Source organism: Streptomyces sp. NPDC058985 (assembly GCF_042740985.1).
Taxonomy (GTDB): Bacteria; Actinomycetota; Actinomycetes; order Streptomycetales; family Streptomycetaceae; genus Streptomyces.
In genome coordinates this window covers 92,744-108,557 of sequence record NZ_JBHYJX010000027.1, presented here as the reverse complement: position 1 = coordinate 108,557, position 15,814 = coordinate 92,744, and the positions used below count along the sequence as shown (strand labels likewise).

Sequence of the window (15,814 nt, the reverse complement as noted above, 5' to 3'; positions counted from 1 at the left end):
CGTGGGGCCCTCTCCCATGCTCAGCCTTCGACCCAGCCGTGCCTCCTGCCGTACTCGACCAGGCGCTGCCGGAGCCGCAGGATCTGCTCCCCGGACAGCGACGGAGCCGCGCTCAGCATCAGTTCCGTCATCTCGTGGGTGAACTCCGCGGCGCCCAGCACGTCACACGTCGGCTCCTCGGCCTCGTGGAACGAGGGCATCGGCGAATGCGCCGGTGCGGCGGACCGCGGCGGCGCGACATGCGCCGGCGCCATGGACGGCGGCGGTCCGTCGGCCAGCTGGACGGACGAGGCCTTCAGCCCGCGGTCGCCCTCCTCCACCTCGAACTTCACCCAGGCCCCGGAACGCACGGACGTCTCGGGGATCAGCAGATCATTGGCATGCAGGAAGACGTCCTCCCCGCCGTGCTCGGGGGCGATGAACCCGTAGCCCCGCACCCCGTCGAACCTGACAACCCTGCCTACCGCCATCTCAACCACACACCTTCTCGCACCTCTGAGCCCCAGCGGCTCCACAGGATGGTAACTCCGGACCGCGCAACCCATCCCCGACGGACAACGAACCGGACACCGGCCGCCGTGCCTTGACGCCTCCATGGATAACCGCTATCCAATGAGATCGCTGAGGAGGGCGGCCGGATGCAGGACGTGGTGCTGGCGCTGCTGGTCAAGGAGCCGTCGCACGGCTACGACCTGCGCAGGCGGCTGGCGGCGGCGCTCGGACCGTTGGGAGAGACACTGAACGCGGGGCAGATCTACGTCACGCTCACCCGGTTGGAGAAGGCCGGACTGGTCGTCCGGGAACGTGAGGACGTGCCGGTGCGCGGCCCGCGACGCAAGGTGTACGCGCTGACCGCGGCCGGGCAGGAGCGGGCGGCCGCGTGGATGACCGAGGGCGGCGGGCCCAGAGCGGACGTGGCGGAGTTCCATCTGAAACTGGTGGCCGCCGGAGTCTCGGGTCTGGCCGACCCGGTCGCGCTCGTCGAGGCACGGCGGCGGGAGTTGCTGCGCAGCCTCGCCGAGGCCCAGCACGCCGCTCTCCTGGAGGACACGGATTCAGAGGCCGGGCTGCTTCTGGAGGGCATCGCGCTCCGGTTGCAGGCCGATCTGCGCTGGCTGGAGGCGTGCGAGCGGACCTGGTCCACCCGCGCCCCGCGTGGGAAAGGCGGAGCATTCGGATGACGAACGACGGTCGGCGGGCCAAGGGCCGGTCACGGCGCAGGGGCGCGGACGACGGTCCGGGCCCGGCACCGTTGGGGTACGGGTCCGACGTCGGAGGCGGCGACATGCGCGCACCGGTACTGCGGGCCATCGGTCTGACGCGGGTCTACGGTGAGGACGAGAGCGCGGTGTGGGCGGTCGACGGCGTCGACCTCGACGTGCCTGCCGGGCAGACACTCGCCGTGACCGGACCCAGCGGCTGCGGCAAGTCGACGCTGCTCCAGCTTCTCGGCGGGCTCGACCGGCCCAGTGACGGCGAGGTCTGGCTCGGCGGCCGGCGCGTCGACGAGCTCGGCGAGCGGGCGCTGGCCAGGCTGCGGCGCCGCGCCGTCGGCTTCGTCTTCCAGGACTTCCATCTGATGGACGAGTTGACCGCCGCGGAGAACACCGAGCTGCCCGCGCTGCTGGCCGGTGCCTCGCCGCGCGCCGCCCGGAACCGCGCCGTCGCACTCCTGGACCGGGTCGGGCTCACGGACCGGGCCCGGCATCTGCCCTCAGAGCTGTCCGGTGGCCAGCGCCAGCGGGTCGCCATCGCCCGCGCCCTGGTCAACGAGCCGCTGGTGGTCCTCGCGGACGAACCCACCGGCAACCTGGACAGCGCGGCGACCCGCGACATCCTGCGCCTCTTCGACGAACTGCGCGCCGGCGGGCAGACCCTGATCACCGTCACCCATGACGAGCGGGTGGCCGCGACGGCGGACCGCGTCGTCTCCCTGCGCGACGGCACGCTGGCCGGGGACACCCGCCTGGGCGGCGGCGGTGGCAGCGGCAACGAGCTCGGCGCGCTGCTGAGCTGGGAGGGCTGACCGTGGGCCGCCTGCTGCTGATCTGGCGTCTGGCCGTGCGCGACATGCGCCGCCGTCCCGGTGAGTCCGTGATGTTCGTGGTCGCCGTCACCGCCGCCATCGCCTCGCTGACCCTAGGGCTCTCCACCAACGACGCCGTCACGACGGCGTACCTGAAGACGCGCGAGGCCACCGACGGACCCGACATCGTCGCCATCACGACGGCCAAGGACCCCTCCGGCCTGGCCGGACGGCTGGAGCGGACACCCGGGGTGGCCGAGCAGGCCGATCCCGTCTTCGCCTTCGAGACCGAGATCCGGACGAACGGCCACACCGCGCGCTCCGCGATCGAGGGACGCGGTGACGAGCCGGCCAAGGTCGACCAGCCGCTGGTGACGTCCGGTTCGTGGGTGCGTTCCGGCGGCGCGGTGGTCGAGCGGGGCTTCGCGCAGACGCTCGACCTGCACGTCGGCGACCGCGTCACGATCAGCGGGCGCGACTACCCCGTCGTGGGCCTCGCGATCAGCGCGGCCACCCCGGTGTATCCGTGGAACGACTGGGCCCAGGGGCCCGGGACGTCCGACTACGGCGGCGGCAGGATCTGGCTCACCGCCGCCGACACCCGCGCCGCCGCGGGCGACACGGCGGGCGTCCACCTGTTCCATCTGAGGCTGAAGGACCCGGCCGCGACCCTGACATGGCGGGAAACCGTCTTCACCGACGAGCGCAGGGGCCCCGAATGGGTCAACACCCACCACTGGCAGGGCATCCTCCGGACCGACGCGAGCATGATCAAATTCGCTCAGCCCGCCCTGGTCGTCGGCGGCTGGCTGCTCGCCTCGGCCGCCCTCGTCACCCTCGCCGCGCTCGCCGCCGTACGCGCCACCCGTGACAACCGCCGTGCCGGGCTGCTCAAGGCCGTCGGCGCGGGCCCCGGCCACGTCGCCGCCGTGCTGCTGGCGCAGTACCTGCTGCTCACCGTGGTGGCCACCGCCCTAGGGCTGACCGCCGGGACCCTGGCCGCACCCGAACTGGCCGACCCCGGTGCCGGGTTGCTCAACACGGTCAGCGCTCCGACCACCGACACCGTCGTGGCCGCCGTGTTCCTCGCCGTCCTGGTCTCCCTGGCCGGGACACTCCGCCCCGTCGTCCGCGCCGCCCGCTCCAGCACGGTCCACTCCCTGACCGACTCGGCGCATCCGTCCACCCACCACCCACGGCTGAACGCCATGACCGCGTACCTGCCCACCGCGCTCCTGGTCGGCATCCGGCTGCTCGCCCGCCGACCCGGCCGCGCCGCCCTGACCGCCATCGGTACGGCGACCACCAGCCTCCTGATCACCGCGGTGCTCGCCTTCCACGCGGCACCCGACACCAGTACCGCTTACGCGCCGGACAACCCCCTCGCGGCACGCAACCTCGTCACCAGCCAGGCGCTGCACGGCGTCACCCTCGTCCTGGTGGCGCTGTCCGCGCTCAACACGATCTTCCTCGGCTGGAGCACCGCCGTGCAGGCCCGGCGCGCGCTGGCCATCACCCGCACCCTCGGCGCCACCCCCCGCGAGGTGGTCACGGCCCTGTGTGCCGCCCAACTCCTGCCCGCACTGCCCGGGCTGGTGGTGGGCATGCCGAGTGGACTGCTCGTGTACTGGCTGGTCAGCCCCGAGATGGCCATGCCCCCGACGACATGGCTGCTCGCCGCCGCATTCGGTGTCCTCCTGGCCGTCGGATCCCTGACCGCCCTGCCCGCCTGGACCCACACCCGCACCCCGGCGGGCCGCGCCCTCAACGCCGAACGGGCCTGAGCAATCGGGTTCGGCCGACCGCGCACAGCGCCGCGACCGTGGCGAGGTGGAACGTAGCAGGCGCACGAGAGCCTTCCCCTGTCCCCCTTCCCCCGGCCGAGGACTCCGACTGGTCTCCCCCGGCAGCCGGGGCTCGCCGCGCCCGGGACGCACGCGGCGACGAGCCAGAGCGGCCCGAGCCGACCAGTCGCGCTCCCATGCCGAGGAAGTCGGCGAGCAGTGCGGCCACGGTGATGTCGGCGGCGGGACCAAGACGCTTCTCCCGTGCTCCCGTGCTCCCGTGCTCCCGTGCTCCTGGGCAACGCGGTCGGGCCCGAGCCGGCGACGCATGGGCGCGTGAACCCGGCCGCGTGCCCACGCGCCTCCCTCAGGCTTCGCGGACCGCCCGGAGGACGAGCCGCTCGGCGTTCTCGTCGTAGGCCCGTCCGTCGAACCCGCCGAAGACCTCCACCTGGCCGAACCCCGCCTCCTCGGCCATCCGACGCAGTTCCACCGCGCTGTACACGAACCACGTCAAGGTCGCCCGCGTCACCCGCTCGCCCCTGACCAGCACCCACTCGCTGCGCAGCCGCGCCCACTCGTCGAGCACGGTGTCGGTCTGCACCATCACGTCCTCGCCCCGCCGCACCACCTTGGGCGGGGTGACCCTGCGGGCAAGGAGCTCCTTCCCGGCGAGGTCCAGGACGAGCGTGCCGCCGGGCGCCAGACAGGTGTGCATGGTGCGCAGCACACGTGCGTTGTCGGCAGGGTCCTCGAAGTACCCGAAGGAGGTGAACATGTTCAGGACCACGTCGAAGCCGCCGGGTTCGCTGTACTCGCGTGCGTCGGCCCGCACGTACGTCACGTCGGCACCGGCGTCGGCCGACCGCTTGCGCGCCCGGTCCAGCATGGCCGGGCTCAGGTCGACTCCGGTCACCCGGTGACCCCGGCGGGCGAGCGGCACGGTGAACACCCCCGGCCCGCAGCACAGGTCCAGGACACGTGCCCCCTCGGCGAGGGCGAGCAGGGGGGAGGTGTCGAGCAGGTCCTCGGCCTGTGCGTAGCGCTGCTCGGAGAAGAGGAAGTCGTGGAACTCGGTCCAGAAGTCATCGTCCTGGAATCCGCCCGTCCGTGTCATCGTGCGTCAGTGCTCCTTCATGGTAGTCGTCGGGGACGGGGCGCCGTGCCGCGCGGTGGCGCACCGTCAGCAGAAGAGGGGGCAGCAGCAGACATTGGGCGGCTGCCAGCAGCCAGAACCAGCCGGTGTGTCCGGCCCGTTCGCCGAGTCCGTACGCCTGCCCGCCCAGCACGCCGCTCGCGCAGGCGCCCAGGCCCGCCGCCAGCCGCTGCTGGCCGAAGACCACGGCGTCGGAGCGCGGACTGCGGCGCAGCGCCTCCAGGTCGTTCTTGAGGAACAGCACGATGTCCCCGAGGGTGATCAGCGCGCCGCCCGCCAGCAGTGCCGCCCGGGTGCCGGCCGCCAGCACGGCCATGCCCGCGGCCAGGCCCGTGAACCCGACGGCGAGGGCCAGGACGTACGGCATGCGCCGGATCAGGCCCGACGCGAGCGGCTGGACGACGATCACCAGCGTGAAGCAGAGCAGCAGCACCATGCTGTAGAACGCGGCGGAGGCACGCTCGACGGCGTACACCGCCAGGAAGTGCTGGAAGTGGAAGTAGAGGTAGAAGGCCAGCGCGTTGGCGGCGAACGGCAGGAGTGCCAGGCCGGCCAGGAGCCCCGGAGGAGCCGTCTTCCGCGACGCGGCGTGGTTCCCGCCGTCCGCGCCGTTCCCGTCGCTCCCCGGCAGCCGCGCGTGTCCCGCCGTGACCGCGAGGAACAGCGCCGTGACGGCCGCGAAGAGCCAGCCGGGCGACGACAGGACGAACGGTCCGGCGATGAGCGGGCCGACCGCCATTCCGGCGTTGATCGCCGCGTTGCCCGCCGACAGGAAGGCCGGGCGGCGCTCGTCCTCGACGCCGTGCACCAGGTACGCCTTGTTCGCGGGCAGGTACAGCGCGGCACCGCAGCACGTCAGGACCAGCGCCCAGATCGCGAGGGGCGGCCAGCGCAGGGCCGCGAGGAGCCCGGCGAAACCGGCGGTGCGTACGACGAGTGCCCACACCATCGTGCGGCGCAGCCCGATCCGGTCCGCGAGGGCTCCGCCGACGATGCCGCCGGAGAACTGCACGAGCGACGCCGCGGCCAGGACGACGCCGACCGTGCCCAGCCCCAACCCGAGCCGCTCGTGGAGGAAGACCGACATGAACGGCAGGACCATGAAGCTGCCGAGCGGAATGAGGAACGAGCTGAGCAGGAGGAACCGCAGCGGACCCGTGAGCGGGAACAGCGCGGCGCGCGGGCCCGGTCCCCGGGTGGTGCGCTCACCCACCGGGCGCGTCCCGGCCGGCCGGGACGGTGCGTACCCGCAGGGCGTTGGCGGCGGCCACCGCGCGGTGGGTGGCGAGTTCGGCGGTCTCCGCCTCCGCGTACACGATGCCCGCGTATCCCCGGCTGTCGCCCAGGTGCTCGATGAGTTCGCCGGCCTGCTTGGTCGGGTACCAGGCGGGTCTTCCCGGCATGCCGGTGAGCCGGTCCAGCCCGGCGACTCCGGTGAACACGCCGGGAGCGGCCGGGTAGCCGAGGACGAAGGCGACCGCCGGACCGCCGGGAAGGTCCACGTCCATGAGACCGGGGCGGCGGCCGAGCGCCGCCTCGACCATCGCCTCGTACACGTTCACGCCGAGGCTCCGGCACAGCCCTTCTCCGACCAGCGCGCCCCCGATGCGGGGATTGACCTCCACCACTTCCGGGCCGTCGGCGGTCAGTACGAACTCCACGTGTGCGAAGCGGTCGGTGTAGCCGATGGCTTCGAGGACCCGGTCGAGCCAACGCTCCAGGGACGTCGCCTGCGGGGCGGGGAAGGCGACCGGGAAGGCGGTGATCTCCTCCCGGAAGTGCGGCTCCGGTGACATCAGCCGGCTGGACACCCCCAGCAGCCGGGTCCGGCCCGCCCAGGTGAGCGTCTCGGCGCTGTATACCGGGCCGCTGAAATAGGGCTCCGCGAACAGGCGTCCCTTCAGCTCCCGGCCGGACGCCTGCGCCAGCGCCGCGTCGAGTTCGTCCTCGTCGCGCACCAGCCACACGTTCTGGCTCCCGGTGCCCGCGGTGTCCTTGAGCACGAGCGGCAGCCCCGCCTCCTTCAGCAGCAGCCCGCGAGCCTCGCGGTCCGGGTATGCGCCTTCGACGGCCCTCGCCCGGGTGAGACCCGCATCGTGCAGCCTGTTGCGTACGGCGGCCTTGTCCCGGGTCAGCCGCAGGACGGCTGGGTCGAGACCGGGCAGGCCGAGGCGTTCGGCGAGGGCGGCGCCGCTGAGAGTCCAGGTGTCGGTCGAACTGATCAGACCGCCCAGCCGCGGGATGCGGCGGAGCAGCGCGGTGACCCGGTCCACGTCGAAGGTGTCGGTCACGACGACTTCGAGGGCGCCGGCGGGCAGCCGGTCCAGTTCGTAGGCGTAGTAGGCGGGATCCCGGGTGAGGAGCACCAGGCGCTCACCGAGCCGGTCGGCGGCGCGGACCAGACGGCCGAGGCCGAAGGTCAGTGACTCCAGGCAGGCCACGGTCATGCGGCACGCTCCTTCCGGTCGGCCGGGCAGCCGGTGCGCCGCCACGTCATCCTCGACCAGGGCATGGCCATCTCCTCCGGAGTGCGGACCTCGACGGGTTTCAGCGCAGCTGGTTCCAGAGCCTCGGAGTGCCTGGCGAACACGCGCTCCACGTAGCGGTGTCCGGTGTCGGCCCCGATCACCAGGTGCAGTCGGTCGGGATGGCGGCGGCCCTCGTACGTCGCCGTGAGGTAGCCGGCACCGGTGGACAGCCCGGCGAACACCGCGTGCTCGCGCAGCAGGGCGACGGCACCGGACATGGCGTGGGTGAAGTCCAGCCAGTGCACGGTGTCGTAGAGATGGTGCCGGACGTTGTCGAAGGCGATGGACGAGCCGATGCCCGCGATGATCGCCTCGGGATCGTGATGGTCCTGGCTGCCGAAGGTGACGCTGCCGAAGGGCTGGACGCCGACCAGGCGCACCGAGGGGTCCGTGCCGCGCAGGCGCTCGACGATGCCGCCGGTCGAGGCGCCGGAGCCCACACCGCCGACGACGGTCAGCGGTGTGTCCGGGAACTCCGCCGCGATCCGGTCGGCGACCTCCTGGTAGCCGAGGTAGTGGACGTCGTCGTGGTACTGGCGCATCCAGTGGTGTCCCGGACGCTCGGCGAGGATCTCGCGCACCCGTCGCACCCTCAGTTCCTGGTCGAGCTTGAGGTTCCGCGACGGTCTGACCTGTTCCACGGTACTGCCGAGGATCTCCAGTTGGGCGAGGGTGGTGGCGTCGACCGTGGTGGAGGCGACGATGTGGCACCGCATGCCGTACCGGTGGCAGGCCAGGGCGAGGGCGTAGGCGTAGATGCCGCTGGAGCTGTCGATCAGGGTCTGTCCCGGACGGACGGTGCCCCGCTCCAGCAGATGGCGGACGGCGGCCAGAGCCGAGTAGATCTTCATCGACTCGAACCGCAGCAGGACCAGCCCGTCGGTGAGCCGGACGAGGTCCGGTGCTTTCAGGGCGTCGGCGATGTGGGGGTGGATCACCCGTAGCCTCCTTGGGCGAAGGTGCACTGGTGGCCGAGCGAGCGGAAGAACGCGGAGAGGTCGGACTTGACCCGGGCGCCCGGGCGCGAGGCGAAGAGATACCCGGCCAGGCAGCCGGTGTGGGCGACGAAGACGCCGTCGGCGCCGAACCGCTCACGATGGGCCTGCAGGCTGCCGAAGGTGGCCTTGGGCAGAACCTCCTGGGACAACGCGGCGCTGACCGACGCGGCACGGGCGACGGCGGCCGGGTCACCCGAGTCGAAGCCCTTCACCAGATCGGTCAGACACCGCTGGTACTCCTCGCCGCGGCGCCGGTAGTGGTCCAGCAGCAGGGGAGTGACGGCGGCGGTGTCCACCGTGCCGGGTTCCGTGACGTAGGCGGTGTGGAAGCCGAGATCCGGTCCCAGCCGCCGCACGACCCGGTGCCGGCCACTGAGGTACAGGGCGAACTCGTCGAGGAAGACGCTGTCGGAGCGCTCGATCCGCGCGAGGACGCCGCGGACCACCTCCGTGTCGTACGGCAGGGAGAAGACGCGGAACAGGCAGCGCAGCGTCGCCACGATGTCCGCCGTCGAACTGGCCATCCCCACGCCCACCGGCAGTTCGGAGTGGGTGTGCCAGTCACCGGGGGGCAGCGTGAGGCCGTAGTGGTCCAGGAAGAGCCGGACCGCCTCCACCGACTTCTTCCCGAGCGGCGGTGCGTGCGGCGGAGGGCCGGCCGCCGTCCTCGGAGTGAAATAGACCCACGCGTGGCGGTCCACGGGAAAGGACACCACCGCGATCTCGGGATCGGCGCCCACGCGCAACGGGCCCTGGTACAGCTCACCCAGAGTGCCCTGGCAGACACCGGACACCGTGCCGCCGTCCACGTCCGGCTCCCGGGGGCTGTACGGCCGACGCGAACCGGCTGGGTCCCGCACACCATCCTCCTCCGTACCGGGCCTTGAACGCCGACGGGGCAGGAGGCGCGGCCACCCGTACGACGTACGACCGCCCGTACCGCCGACCCAGTCCACGAGGTCACGTGCACAGCCCGCGCGGGACGCGGGCGCAGTGGCAGGTCTTCGGACTCGCGGGCACGTCCGCCGGAAGGGCGGACACCTACCGGCCGTCTCTTCCCCGGCCCTGACGGGGGCCCAGTGACATCGACGGCTTCCGTTCCCACTCACCGCTGCGGGACAGCCCCGGATTCGCACCGGGTTCCCTCTTGCGTCGCACCACCGGGCGCCCGGTCGGGCGGGAGGCGCGAACCGACTGCGGACATCAGCGTAGGGGGCCTCCCACGCCTGCGACAGTGCGGCTTCGACGGTTGTCCTGAATGTGGAGGGCGGCACGAACAGTGTCCCCTGTTCGGTTGTGGTGGCGGCTGTGGCCGGATAACGACTCTGGTGACCGCGCTGCCCGCAGTTCGTGCAGGATCCGCGTCTGCCGTCAGCGCTGCAGGGTCAGCAGTCCCGGACGGTAGGGCAGGAGGCCGTAGTCGCCGCCGGAGTTGGGGCTGCGTCCCTGGTAGAGCAGCTGCAGATTGCAGGGATCGACGGTCATGGTCTGATCGGGGCTGGTGCGGATCAGTTCGCCGTGGCTGATGTCGTTGGTCCAGGTGGCGCCACTGTTGGCCTTGCCGGCGAAGGGGTTGCTCTCGGTCGCGGCCTGGGGGGTCCAGGAGCCGTTCAGACTGGTGGCCGTGAACGAGCGGAAGTACCGGCCCTGTGAGCCGATCGCCTCAACGATCATGAGATAGCGGTTCTGGCCCTGCAGTTTGTAGACCTGCGGGGCTTCGAACAGGTTGTTCGTCGTATCGCTCATGATCACCGTCGAGGTCGAGCCGAAGCTGCCCGGGAAGTTCCCGATCGGCATGGCGGCCCGGTAGATCTTGCCGTTGTCACCGGCGAAGAACAGGTACATGTTCGTGCCGTCACCGATGAGTGTCTGGTCGATGGGGCCCGTCCCGGAGCCGGAGATGCTTCCGGAGAAGAGCACCTGCTCGGACGACCAACCGTTGGGGTTGGTGGGATCACTGGACGTCCGGTAGGAGAAGGCGGTCCCGCCCCACTGGTAGGCGAGCACCCAGATGTTCTTCGGCGCGAAGTAGAAGAGCGTGGGTGCGACGGTGGAGTTGTTCATCGTGTTCTGGCCGGCCGAGGCCATCTCCGGCCAGTTGGTGAACAGGCCGAAGTTCATCGAACCCCACCTCGTCCCCGTGTCATGCGTGGTGGCGTAGACGAGTTGTCTGCCGTTGTACGGGGCGACGGTGAAGTCCTTGAGCGAGACCCACCCCTGTTTGGGCTGCGCCAGCGCGCCCGTCGACGTCCAGCGGTAGTTCGACGGGAGGTCGCACGAGCCAGGGGTGCCTGCGCCGACCTCGACGAGCCGCCACTGCTGGTTGGTACCGCCCCAGTCGTCGTACTGGACGATGTTCGCGTTGTCGGCGGTGGAGGCGCCCTGTACTTCGAGGGCCTTGTTGCTGTGGCGCGAGACGAGCCTCACGTAGCCGTCCGGGCCGTCGGCCAGCCGCCACTGCTGGTTGGCGCCGTTCAGGTCGGTCCACTGGACGATCGAGCCGCCGTTCGCGGTGGACCAGTTGTGGACGTCCAGGACCTTGCCCGAGTGGCGGGACTTGACGCGGTAGTAGCCGTCTCCGGAATCGACGAACTGCCACTGCTGCTGGCTCTGGTCGTTCCTGGTCCACTGGGTGATGCGGGCGCCGTCGCCGGTCGCCATGTTGTAGACGTCCAGGGCCTTGCCGCTGCTGCGGTTGACCAGCACATACGAGGCGTTGGGGTCTACGGTCGCCGCCTCGGCGGGCTGGGCGCCGAGGAAGGCGGCCACCAGCAGCAGGGGCGCGAGAACCCCGAGTACGCGTCTTGGGCGGACCGGGAACGGGTGGCGAAGCCACATCAGGGGGCCTCCTTTGGGGGCGGGGTGGGGCGCCGCCGATGAACCCTGGAGCGGCAGCCGCGCCGGGCGCAGAGGATTCGAAACTTTCGCTTCGCTCTCGGATCTGTGACGCCACAAGCTAGGAAGGCGCGGTCCCCCGGTCAAGGTCTGTCGCCGATCTGTCCGCAAACAGCTCCTCCCCGAGTGTGATGAGCGCGCGCGTCACCTGCGGATCACCAGGTAGTTCGCGAAAGCGGCTCGCTGGTGCTGGGGTCCGCCGACCTGAACGGGTTTCCGAAATTTTCGATTTGACGGCGGAAATATTTCCGACGCAAGAGGATTGACGAGTCACCGTCAACCCCTCAATCATCTGTCTGGTAACTCGACCGAAGACCGAGATATCGAACAGCGCGGGATCGGGGCGGGCTGCGCCGTATGCAGAGCCGCGCACACCTGCCCCAACAAATCCGCGCGCCGAGACACCTGCGCCACTCCGCATGTCGTCCCCATGAGGCTCGCACCGGCACCCGGCGTACGTCACTCGGCGGACGACCGGGCCCGTCCGTGCCGATGGAGACCCTCCCGGGTCCCATGCCCCCGATGCCCGGTGACCCCGTTCTTCCTGCCTTGGAGGCACAGCCATGGGCTCATATGCCCTTCCCGGACCCGTTGTCCGGCGGAAAACCCGCGTTCTGCTGCTGGCGTTGGTCGCCGGCGTCCTGGGAGTGGTCGCCGCACTGGTCGCGCCGCCGCCCGCGCAGGCCGCCGAGAGCACGCTCGGTGCCGCGGCGGCGCAGAGCGGCCGCTACTTCGGCGTCGCCATCGCCGCGAACAGACTGAGCGACTCGACGTACGCGACGATCGCGGCCCGCGAGTTCAACTCGGTGACGGCTGAGAACGAGATGAAGATCGACGCCACCGAACCGCAGCGGGGCCAGTTCAACTTCACCGCCGCCGACCGCGTCTACAACTGGGCGGTACAGAACGGCAAGGAGGTGCGCGGCCACACCCTGGCCTGGCACTCCCAGCAGCCCGGCTGGATGCAGAGCCTCAGCGGCAGTGCGCTGCGCCAGGCGATGATCGACCACATCAACGGCGTGATGAGCCACTACAAGGGCAAGATCACGCAGTGGGACGTCGTGAACGAGGCCTTCGCCGACGGAAGTTCGGGAGCGCGACGCGACTCCAACCTGCAGCGCACCGGCAACGACTGGATCGAGGTAGCCTTCCGCGCCGCGCGCGCCGCCGACCCGTCCGCCAAGCTCTGCTACAACGACTACAACGTCGAGAACTGGACCTGGGCCAAGACCCAGGCCATGTACGCCATGGTGCGGGACTTCAAGCAGCGCGGGGTGCCGATCGACTGCGTCGGCTTCCAGTCGCACTTCAACAGCGGCAGCCCCTACAACAGCAACTTCCGGACCACCCTGCAGAACTTCGCCGCCCTCGGCGTCGACGTGGCCGTCACCGAACTCGACATCCAGGGTGCCTCTGCCTCGACCTACGCCAACGTGGTCAACGACTGCCTGGCCGTCTCGCGCTGCCTCGGTGTCACCGTCTGGGGTGTGCGCGACAGCGACTCCTGGCGTGCGGAGCAGACGCCGCTGCTGTTCAACAACGACGGCAGCAAGAAGCCCGCCTACACCGCCGTCCTCAACGCACTCAACGGCGGCTCCACCACACCGCCCGCGGACGGCGGAACGATCAAGGGCGTCGCTTCGGGCCGTTGCCTGGACGTGCCCGACAACAGCACCACCGACGGCACCCAGCTCCAGCTGTGGGACTGCCACAACGGCGCCAACCAGCAGTGGACGTACACCGATGCCGGTGAGCTCAGGGTCCACGGCGACAAGTGCCTGGACGCCGCGGGCACCGGCAACGGCGCCAAGGTGCAGATCTACAGCTGCTGGGGCGGCGACAACCAGAAGTGGCGCCTCGACTCCGGCGGATCCATCGTCGGCGTCCAGTCCGGTCTCTGCCTCGACGCCGTCGGGGGCGCCACCGCCAACGGCACCCTGATCCAGCTCTACTCCTGCTCGAACGGCGACAACCAACGCTGGACCCGGGCCTGACCGGCGCGGCGCCAAGACACCGCTGACGGCCGCGAGGGCCGCCGCCGCCACGACGGCGGCCCTCGCGAAGGGCACGGCACGGCACTGCATGGCTTGGAGCGGGTGACGTGCTCGGTCGCGGAGTACTCGGCTTTCCTCGCGATTGTGGTGCGGGAGTCGGGAAGGCCGGCCATGTGCCGGTGTGAGTCCTTCAACAGAGCAGAGGAACCGGGAGTTCCTTCGCGTTTCGTACGTCAGCAAGCGGTCAGCATGAGTGCTTGTTCGGTCTTGACGCCAGACGAGGGGCGCCGTGCGGTCGGGTGTGGGCCGCGGCCTCGACCACGCGTGGGTTCTCGCAGACGTGGACCGGGGTGCCGGACCGGCATGGCCAGGGTCAGGGTGCGTAGTTCGCGCACCACGGTGACTTCGACTGGCCCGGCATCGCCCTGGCCAAACCGGGTCATACAGCGGTACGCGGCCCAGCCGTGGCGCATGCGCGCGGCCGACTACGAGTACCTGGCGACCCGCACACAGCTGAACGGCACCCCGTCGATCGCCCTCACCGGGCCGTCGGCCGAGGCGGTGTGGGACACGGAGCTGGCCCCCGCCATGGACGTCCTGGGCATCGCCCTGCACGAGGAGGCGGCGCTCGATCTGCTGCTGGAGGTGCCCAGCCGGTCGTGTCGATCGAGAAAGGCTGTTACAGCCAGTACACGACGTGTCGCCAGATCCTCGTTGACGGCGTCAACAAATGCATACATTGATAGAGGCATGAGCCCTGTGTACGGTTGCCCGTATGACGGACACCCCCGCCTCGAAGGCCACCCCGCTGGTCACCGGCTCCGAGATCGCACGGCTGGCTGGTGTCACCCGTGCCGCGGTCTCGAACTGGCGGCGACGTTACGGCGACTTCCCCACGCCTGTCGGCGGCGGCGTCAACAGTCCGCTGTTCGACCTGGCCGAGGTGCAGGCCTGGCTGGACAGGCAGCACAAGGGGCAGGAAGTCTCCGTGGAGGTGCAGTTGTGGCAGGCGCTGCGTGGAGCCTACGGCGACGACATGCTCGCCGGGCTCGTGGACGTCGCCCGCTTCCTCATCGAGGGAGAGGCTGTTGAGGAGCTTCCGGCGGACGTCGCCCGGCTCGCGCGCGATCTCGCCGAGAGCGGTGGCGCGGCAGAGGCGGTGAGCGCCCTGGCGGAGCGCTTCACCGACTCCGTACGCCGAGCAGGATCGGACCAGGTCACCCCATCACGCGCCGTTCGCGCCGTACGCCACTTCGCCGGTGAGGTGGCACCTGACGCGACCCTCTTCGACCCGGCCTGCGGGATCGGCTCCCTCCTGCTCGCCGTCGGCTCAGAGCGCGGTCCAAGGCGCTGCGGGCAGGAGGCCGACGCCCGCAGGGCCACGTTCGCACAGCTGAGGGCCGTCCTCACCGCGAACGTCGGTGCCGACATCGTCGCCGGCGATTCCCTGCGCGATGACCAGTGGACGACCCTCAAGGCCGACCTGGTTGTCTGTGATCCGCCGGTCGGTGAACCGGACTGGGGACGCGAGGATCTGTTGCTCGACTCGCGCTGGGAGTTCGGTACCCCCTCTCGTGCCGAAGGTGAACTCGCCTGGTTGCAGCACGCGTACGCGCACACCGCGCCCGGCGGCCGGGTCCTCATGGTCCTGCCTGCCTCGGTCGCCTACCGCAAGGCCGGCCGCCGTATCCGCGCAGAGCTCGTACGACGTGGCATCCTCACCCAGGTCACCGCCCTTCCCTCCGGCACGGCGGCCTCGCATGCGCTTCCGGTCCACCTCTGGCAGCTGCGTCGCCCTCCGACCCCGGGGGATGCCGCCACCAGCGTCCGCATGGTCGATCTGACGGCCGTCGATCCGGACGGCTCACTGGAACCGGACCCCGAGCAGATCGCGGACGTGCCCCTGATCGATCTGCTCGACGATGCCGTGGACCTCACGCCAGGACGTCATGTCGAGGATTCCCATCGCGACTACGCGGTCGAATATCAGACCCTGCGAAGGGAGTTGACGGAGCACGTCCGGCTGCTGGCCGAGTTGCTGCCGGCCTTGGTCGCGGGCGACGGCCCCAACTCTCCGGACGGACCTACCGTCAGCGTCGCCGACCTCGCGCGCGCAGGGCTCGTCGAGTACGGAGATCCGGAACCGGTCTCGGCCAGCGACCAGCTCGACACCGACTATCTCCAGGGCTTCCTGCGCAGTGCCGGCAACACCCGGCGCTCGACCAGCACCAGCGGCACCTTCCGTCTCGACAGCAAGGGCGCCCGCATCCCGCAGATGGACATCACCGAACAGCGGCGTTACGGGGCGGCCTTCCGCGCGCTCCAGGAGTTCGAGGAGCGGGCGCGGAGAGTGGTCGAGCTGAGCCGGGACGTGACAGCCCTGGCGAGGGACGGGCTCGGCAACGGAGCACTCACCCCGGAGAAGTGACGCAG

Annotated in this window: 12 protein-coding genes, 1 pseudogene and 1 riboswitch; of the genes and pseudogenes, 6 read left to right on the top strand and 7 right to left on the bottom strand. The window is 70.6% G+C overall.

Annotated features, from left to right (window positions below; all coding sequences use genetic code 11):
- Nucleotides 1-20 precede the first annotated feature (20 nt).
- On the bottom strand, nt 21-470 hold the full coding sequence (locus tag ACFW01_RS23130; RefSeq protein WP_234960508.1) for a cold shock domain-containing protein: 450 nt from the start codon (nt 468-470) through the stop codon (nt 21-23).
- A 168-nt stretch (nt 471-638) separates the two neighbouring features.
- Between ACFW01_RS23130 and ACFW01_RS23125 the strand changes: the two genes are divergently transcribed.
- From ACFW01_RS23125 to ACFW01_RS23115, 3 genes are read left to right on the top strand one after another with little or no spacing between them, the layout of a single operon-like run.
- On the top strand, nt 639-1,181 hold the full coding sequence (locus ACFW01_RS23125; RefSeq protein WP_384506201.1) for a PadR family transcriptional regulator: 543 nt from the start codon (nt 639-641) through the stop codon (nt 1,179-1,181).
- Nucleotides 1,178-2,026 carry an ABC transporter ATP-binding protein gene (locus ACFW01_RS23120; protein WP_384506198.1) on the top strand — a complete coding sequence of 283 codons (849 nt, stop codon included), beginning with the start codon at nt 1,178-1,180 and terminating at the stop codon, nt 2,024-2,026. The genes ACFW01_RS23125 and ACFW01_RS23120 overlap by 4 nt, the downstream gene beginning before the upstream one ends.
- 2 nt (nt 2,027-2,028) lie before the next feature.
- Nucleotides 2,029-3,810 (top strand): ABC transporter permease, encoded by a 1,782-nt coding sequence (locus ACFW01_RS23115; protein ID WP_384506195.1) that lies wholly within the window; start codon nt 2,029-2,031, stop codon nt 3,808-3,810.
- A gap of 367 nt (nt 3,811-4,177) precedes the next feature.
- Here ACFW01_RS23115 and ACFW01_RS23110 read toward each other — a convergent pair whose 3' ends face one another.
- From ACFW01_RS23110 to ACFW01_RS23085, 6 genes are all read right to left on the bottom strand, one after another.
- Complete coding sequence (locus ACFW01_RS23110; protein WP_384506192.1) at nt 4,178-4,927, bottom strand: class I SAM-dependent methyltransferase; 750 nt, start codon at nt 4,925-4,927, stop codon at nt 4,178-4,180.
- Nucleotides 4,896-6,179, bottom strand: coding sequence for an MFS transporter (locus tag ACFW01_RS23105; RefSeq protein ID WP_384506189.1), 1,284 nt, complete (start codon nt 6,177-6,179; stop codon nt 4,896-4,898). The genes ACFW01_RS23110 and ACFW01_RS23105 overlap by 32 nt, the downstream gene beginning before the upstream one ends.
- Nucleotides 6,172-7,413: an ATP-grasp domain-containing protein gene (locus ACFW01_RS23100; RefSeq protein ID WP_384506186.1), complete on the bottom strand. Its 1,242-nt coding sequence runs from the start codon at nt 7,411-7,413 to the stop codon at nt 6,172-6,174. The genes ACFW01_RS23105 and ACFW01_RS23100 overlap by 8 nt, the downstream gene beginning before the upstream one ends.
- The gene (locus ACFW01_RS23095) at nt 7,410-8,432 is read right to left on the bottom strand and encodes a cysteine synthase family protein (protein ID WP_384506183.1); all 1,023 of its coding nucleotides are present in this window, start codon (nt 8,430-8,432) and stop codon (nt 7,410-7,412) included. Before ACFW01_RS23095 ends, ACFW01_RS23100 begins: the two co-directional genes overlap by 4 nt.
- Nucleotides 8,429-9,352, bottom strand: a complete 924-nt coding sequence (locus ACFW01_RS23090) for a hypothetical protein (RefSeq protein WP_384506180.1) — start codon at nt 9,350-9,352, stop codon at nt 8,429-8,431. The genes ACFW01_RS23095 and ACFW01_RS23090 overlap by 4 nt, the downstream gene beginning before the upstream one ends.
- A gap of 134 nt (nt 9,353-9,486) precedes the next feature.
- Nucleotides 9,487-9,652, bottom strand: a riboswitch (cobalamin riboswitch).
- Nucleotides 9,653-9,863: 211 nt separating this feature from the next.
- Nucleotides 9,864-11,330 carry a non-reducing end alpha-L-arabinofuranosidase family hydrolase gene (locus tag ACFW01_RS23085; protein ID WP_234960552.1) on the bottom strand — a complete coding sequence of 489 codons (1,467 nt, stop codon included), beginning with the start codon at nt 11,328-11,330 and terminating at the stop codon, nt 9,864-9,866.
- A 620-nt stretch (nt 11,331-11,950) separates the two neighbouring features.
- Here ACFW01_RS23085 and ACFW01_RS23080 point away from each other — a divergent pair.
- From ACFW01_RS23080 to ACFW01_RS23070, 3 genes and pseudogenes are all read left to right on the top strand, one after another.
- Complete coding sequence (locus ACFW01_RS23080; protein WP_384506177.1) at nt 11,951-13,381, top strand: endo-1,4-beta-xylanase; 1,431 nt, start codon at nt 11,951-11,953, stop codon at nt 13,379-13,381.
- Nucleotides 13,382-13,552: 171 nt separating this feature from the next.
- A pseudogene (locus tag ACFW01_RS23075) lies at nt 13,553-13,966 on the top strand (DUF2399 domain-containing protein); the annotation flags it as partial.
- A 190-nt stretch (nt 13,967-14,156) separates the two neighbouring features.
- The gene (locus ACFW01_RS23070) at nt 14,157-15,809 is read left to right on the top strand and encodes an N-6 DNA methylase (RefSeq protein WP_384506174.1); all 1,653 of its coding nucleotides are present in this window, start codon (nt 14,157-14,159) and stop codon (nt 15,807-15,809) included.
- Nucleotides 15,810-15,814: the final 5 nt, after the last annotated feature.

Bases quoted from the DNA above. Each gene is read 5' to 3' on its own strand.
- ACFW01_RS23130 (WP_234960508.1), bottom strand. From the start codon at position 470: ATGGCGGTAGGCAGGGTTGTCAGGTTCGACGGGGTGCGGGGCTACGGG.
- ACFW01_RS23125 (WP_384506201.1), top strand. From the start codon at position 639: ATGCAGGACGTGGTGCTGGCGCTGCTGGTCAAGGAGCCGTCGCACGGC.
- ACFW01_RS23120 (WP_384506198.1), top strand. From the start codon at position 1,178: ATGACGAACGACGGTCGGCGGGCCAAGGGCCGGTCACGGCGCAGGGGC.
- ACFW01_RS23110 (WP_384506192.1), bottom strand. From the start codon at position 4,927: ATGACACGGACGGGCGGATTCCAGGACGATGACTTCTGGACCGAGTTC.
- ACFW01_RS23100 (WP_384506186.1), bottom strand. From the start codon at position 7,413: ATGACCGTGGCCTGCCTGGAGTCACTGACCTTCGGCCTCGGCCGTCTG.
- ACFW01_RS23085 (WP_234960552.1), bottom strand. From the start codon at position 11,330: ATGTGGCTTCGCCACCCGTTCCCGGTCCGCCCAAGACGCGTACTCGGG.
- ACFW01_RS23080 (WP_384506177.1), top strand. From the start codon at position 11,951: ATGGGCTCATATGCCCTTCCCGGACCCGTTGTCCGGCGGAAAACCCGC.
- ACFW01_RS23070 (WP_384506174.1), top strand. From the start codon at position 14,157: ATGACGGACACCCCCGCCTCGAAGGCCACCCCGCTGGTCACCGGCTCC.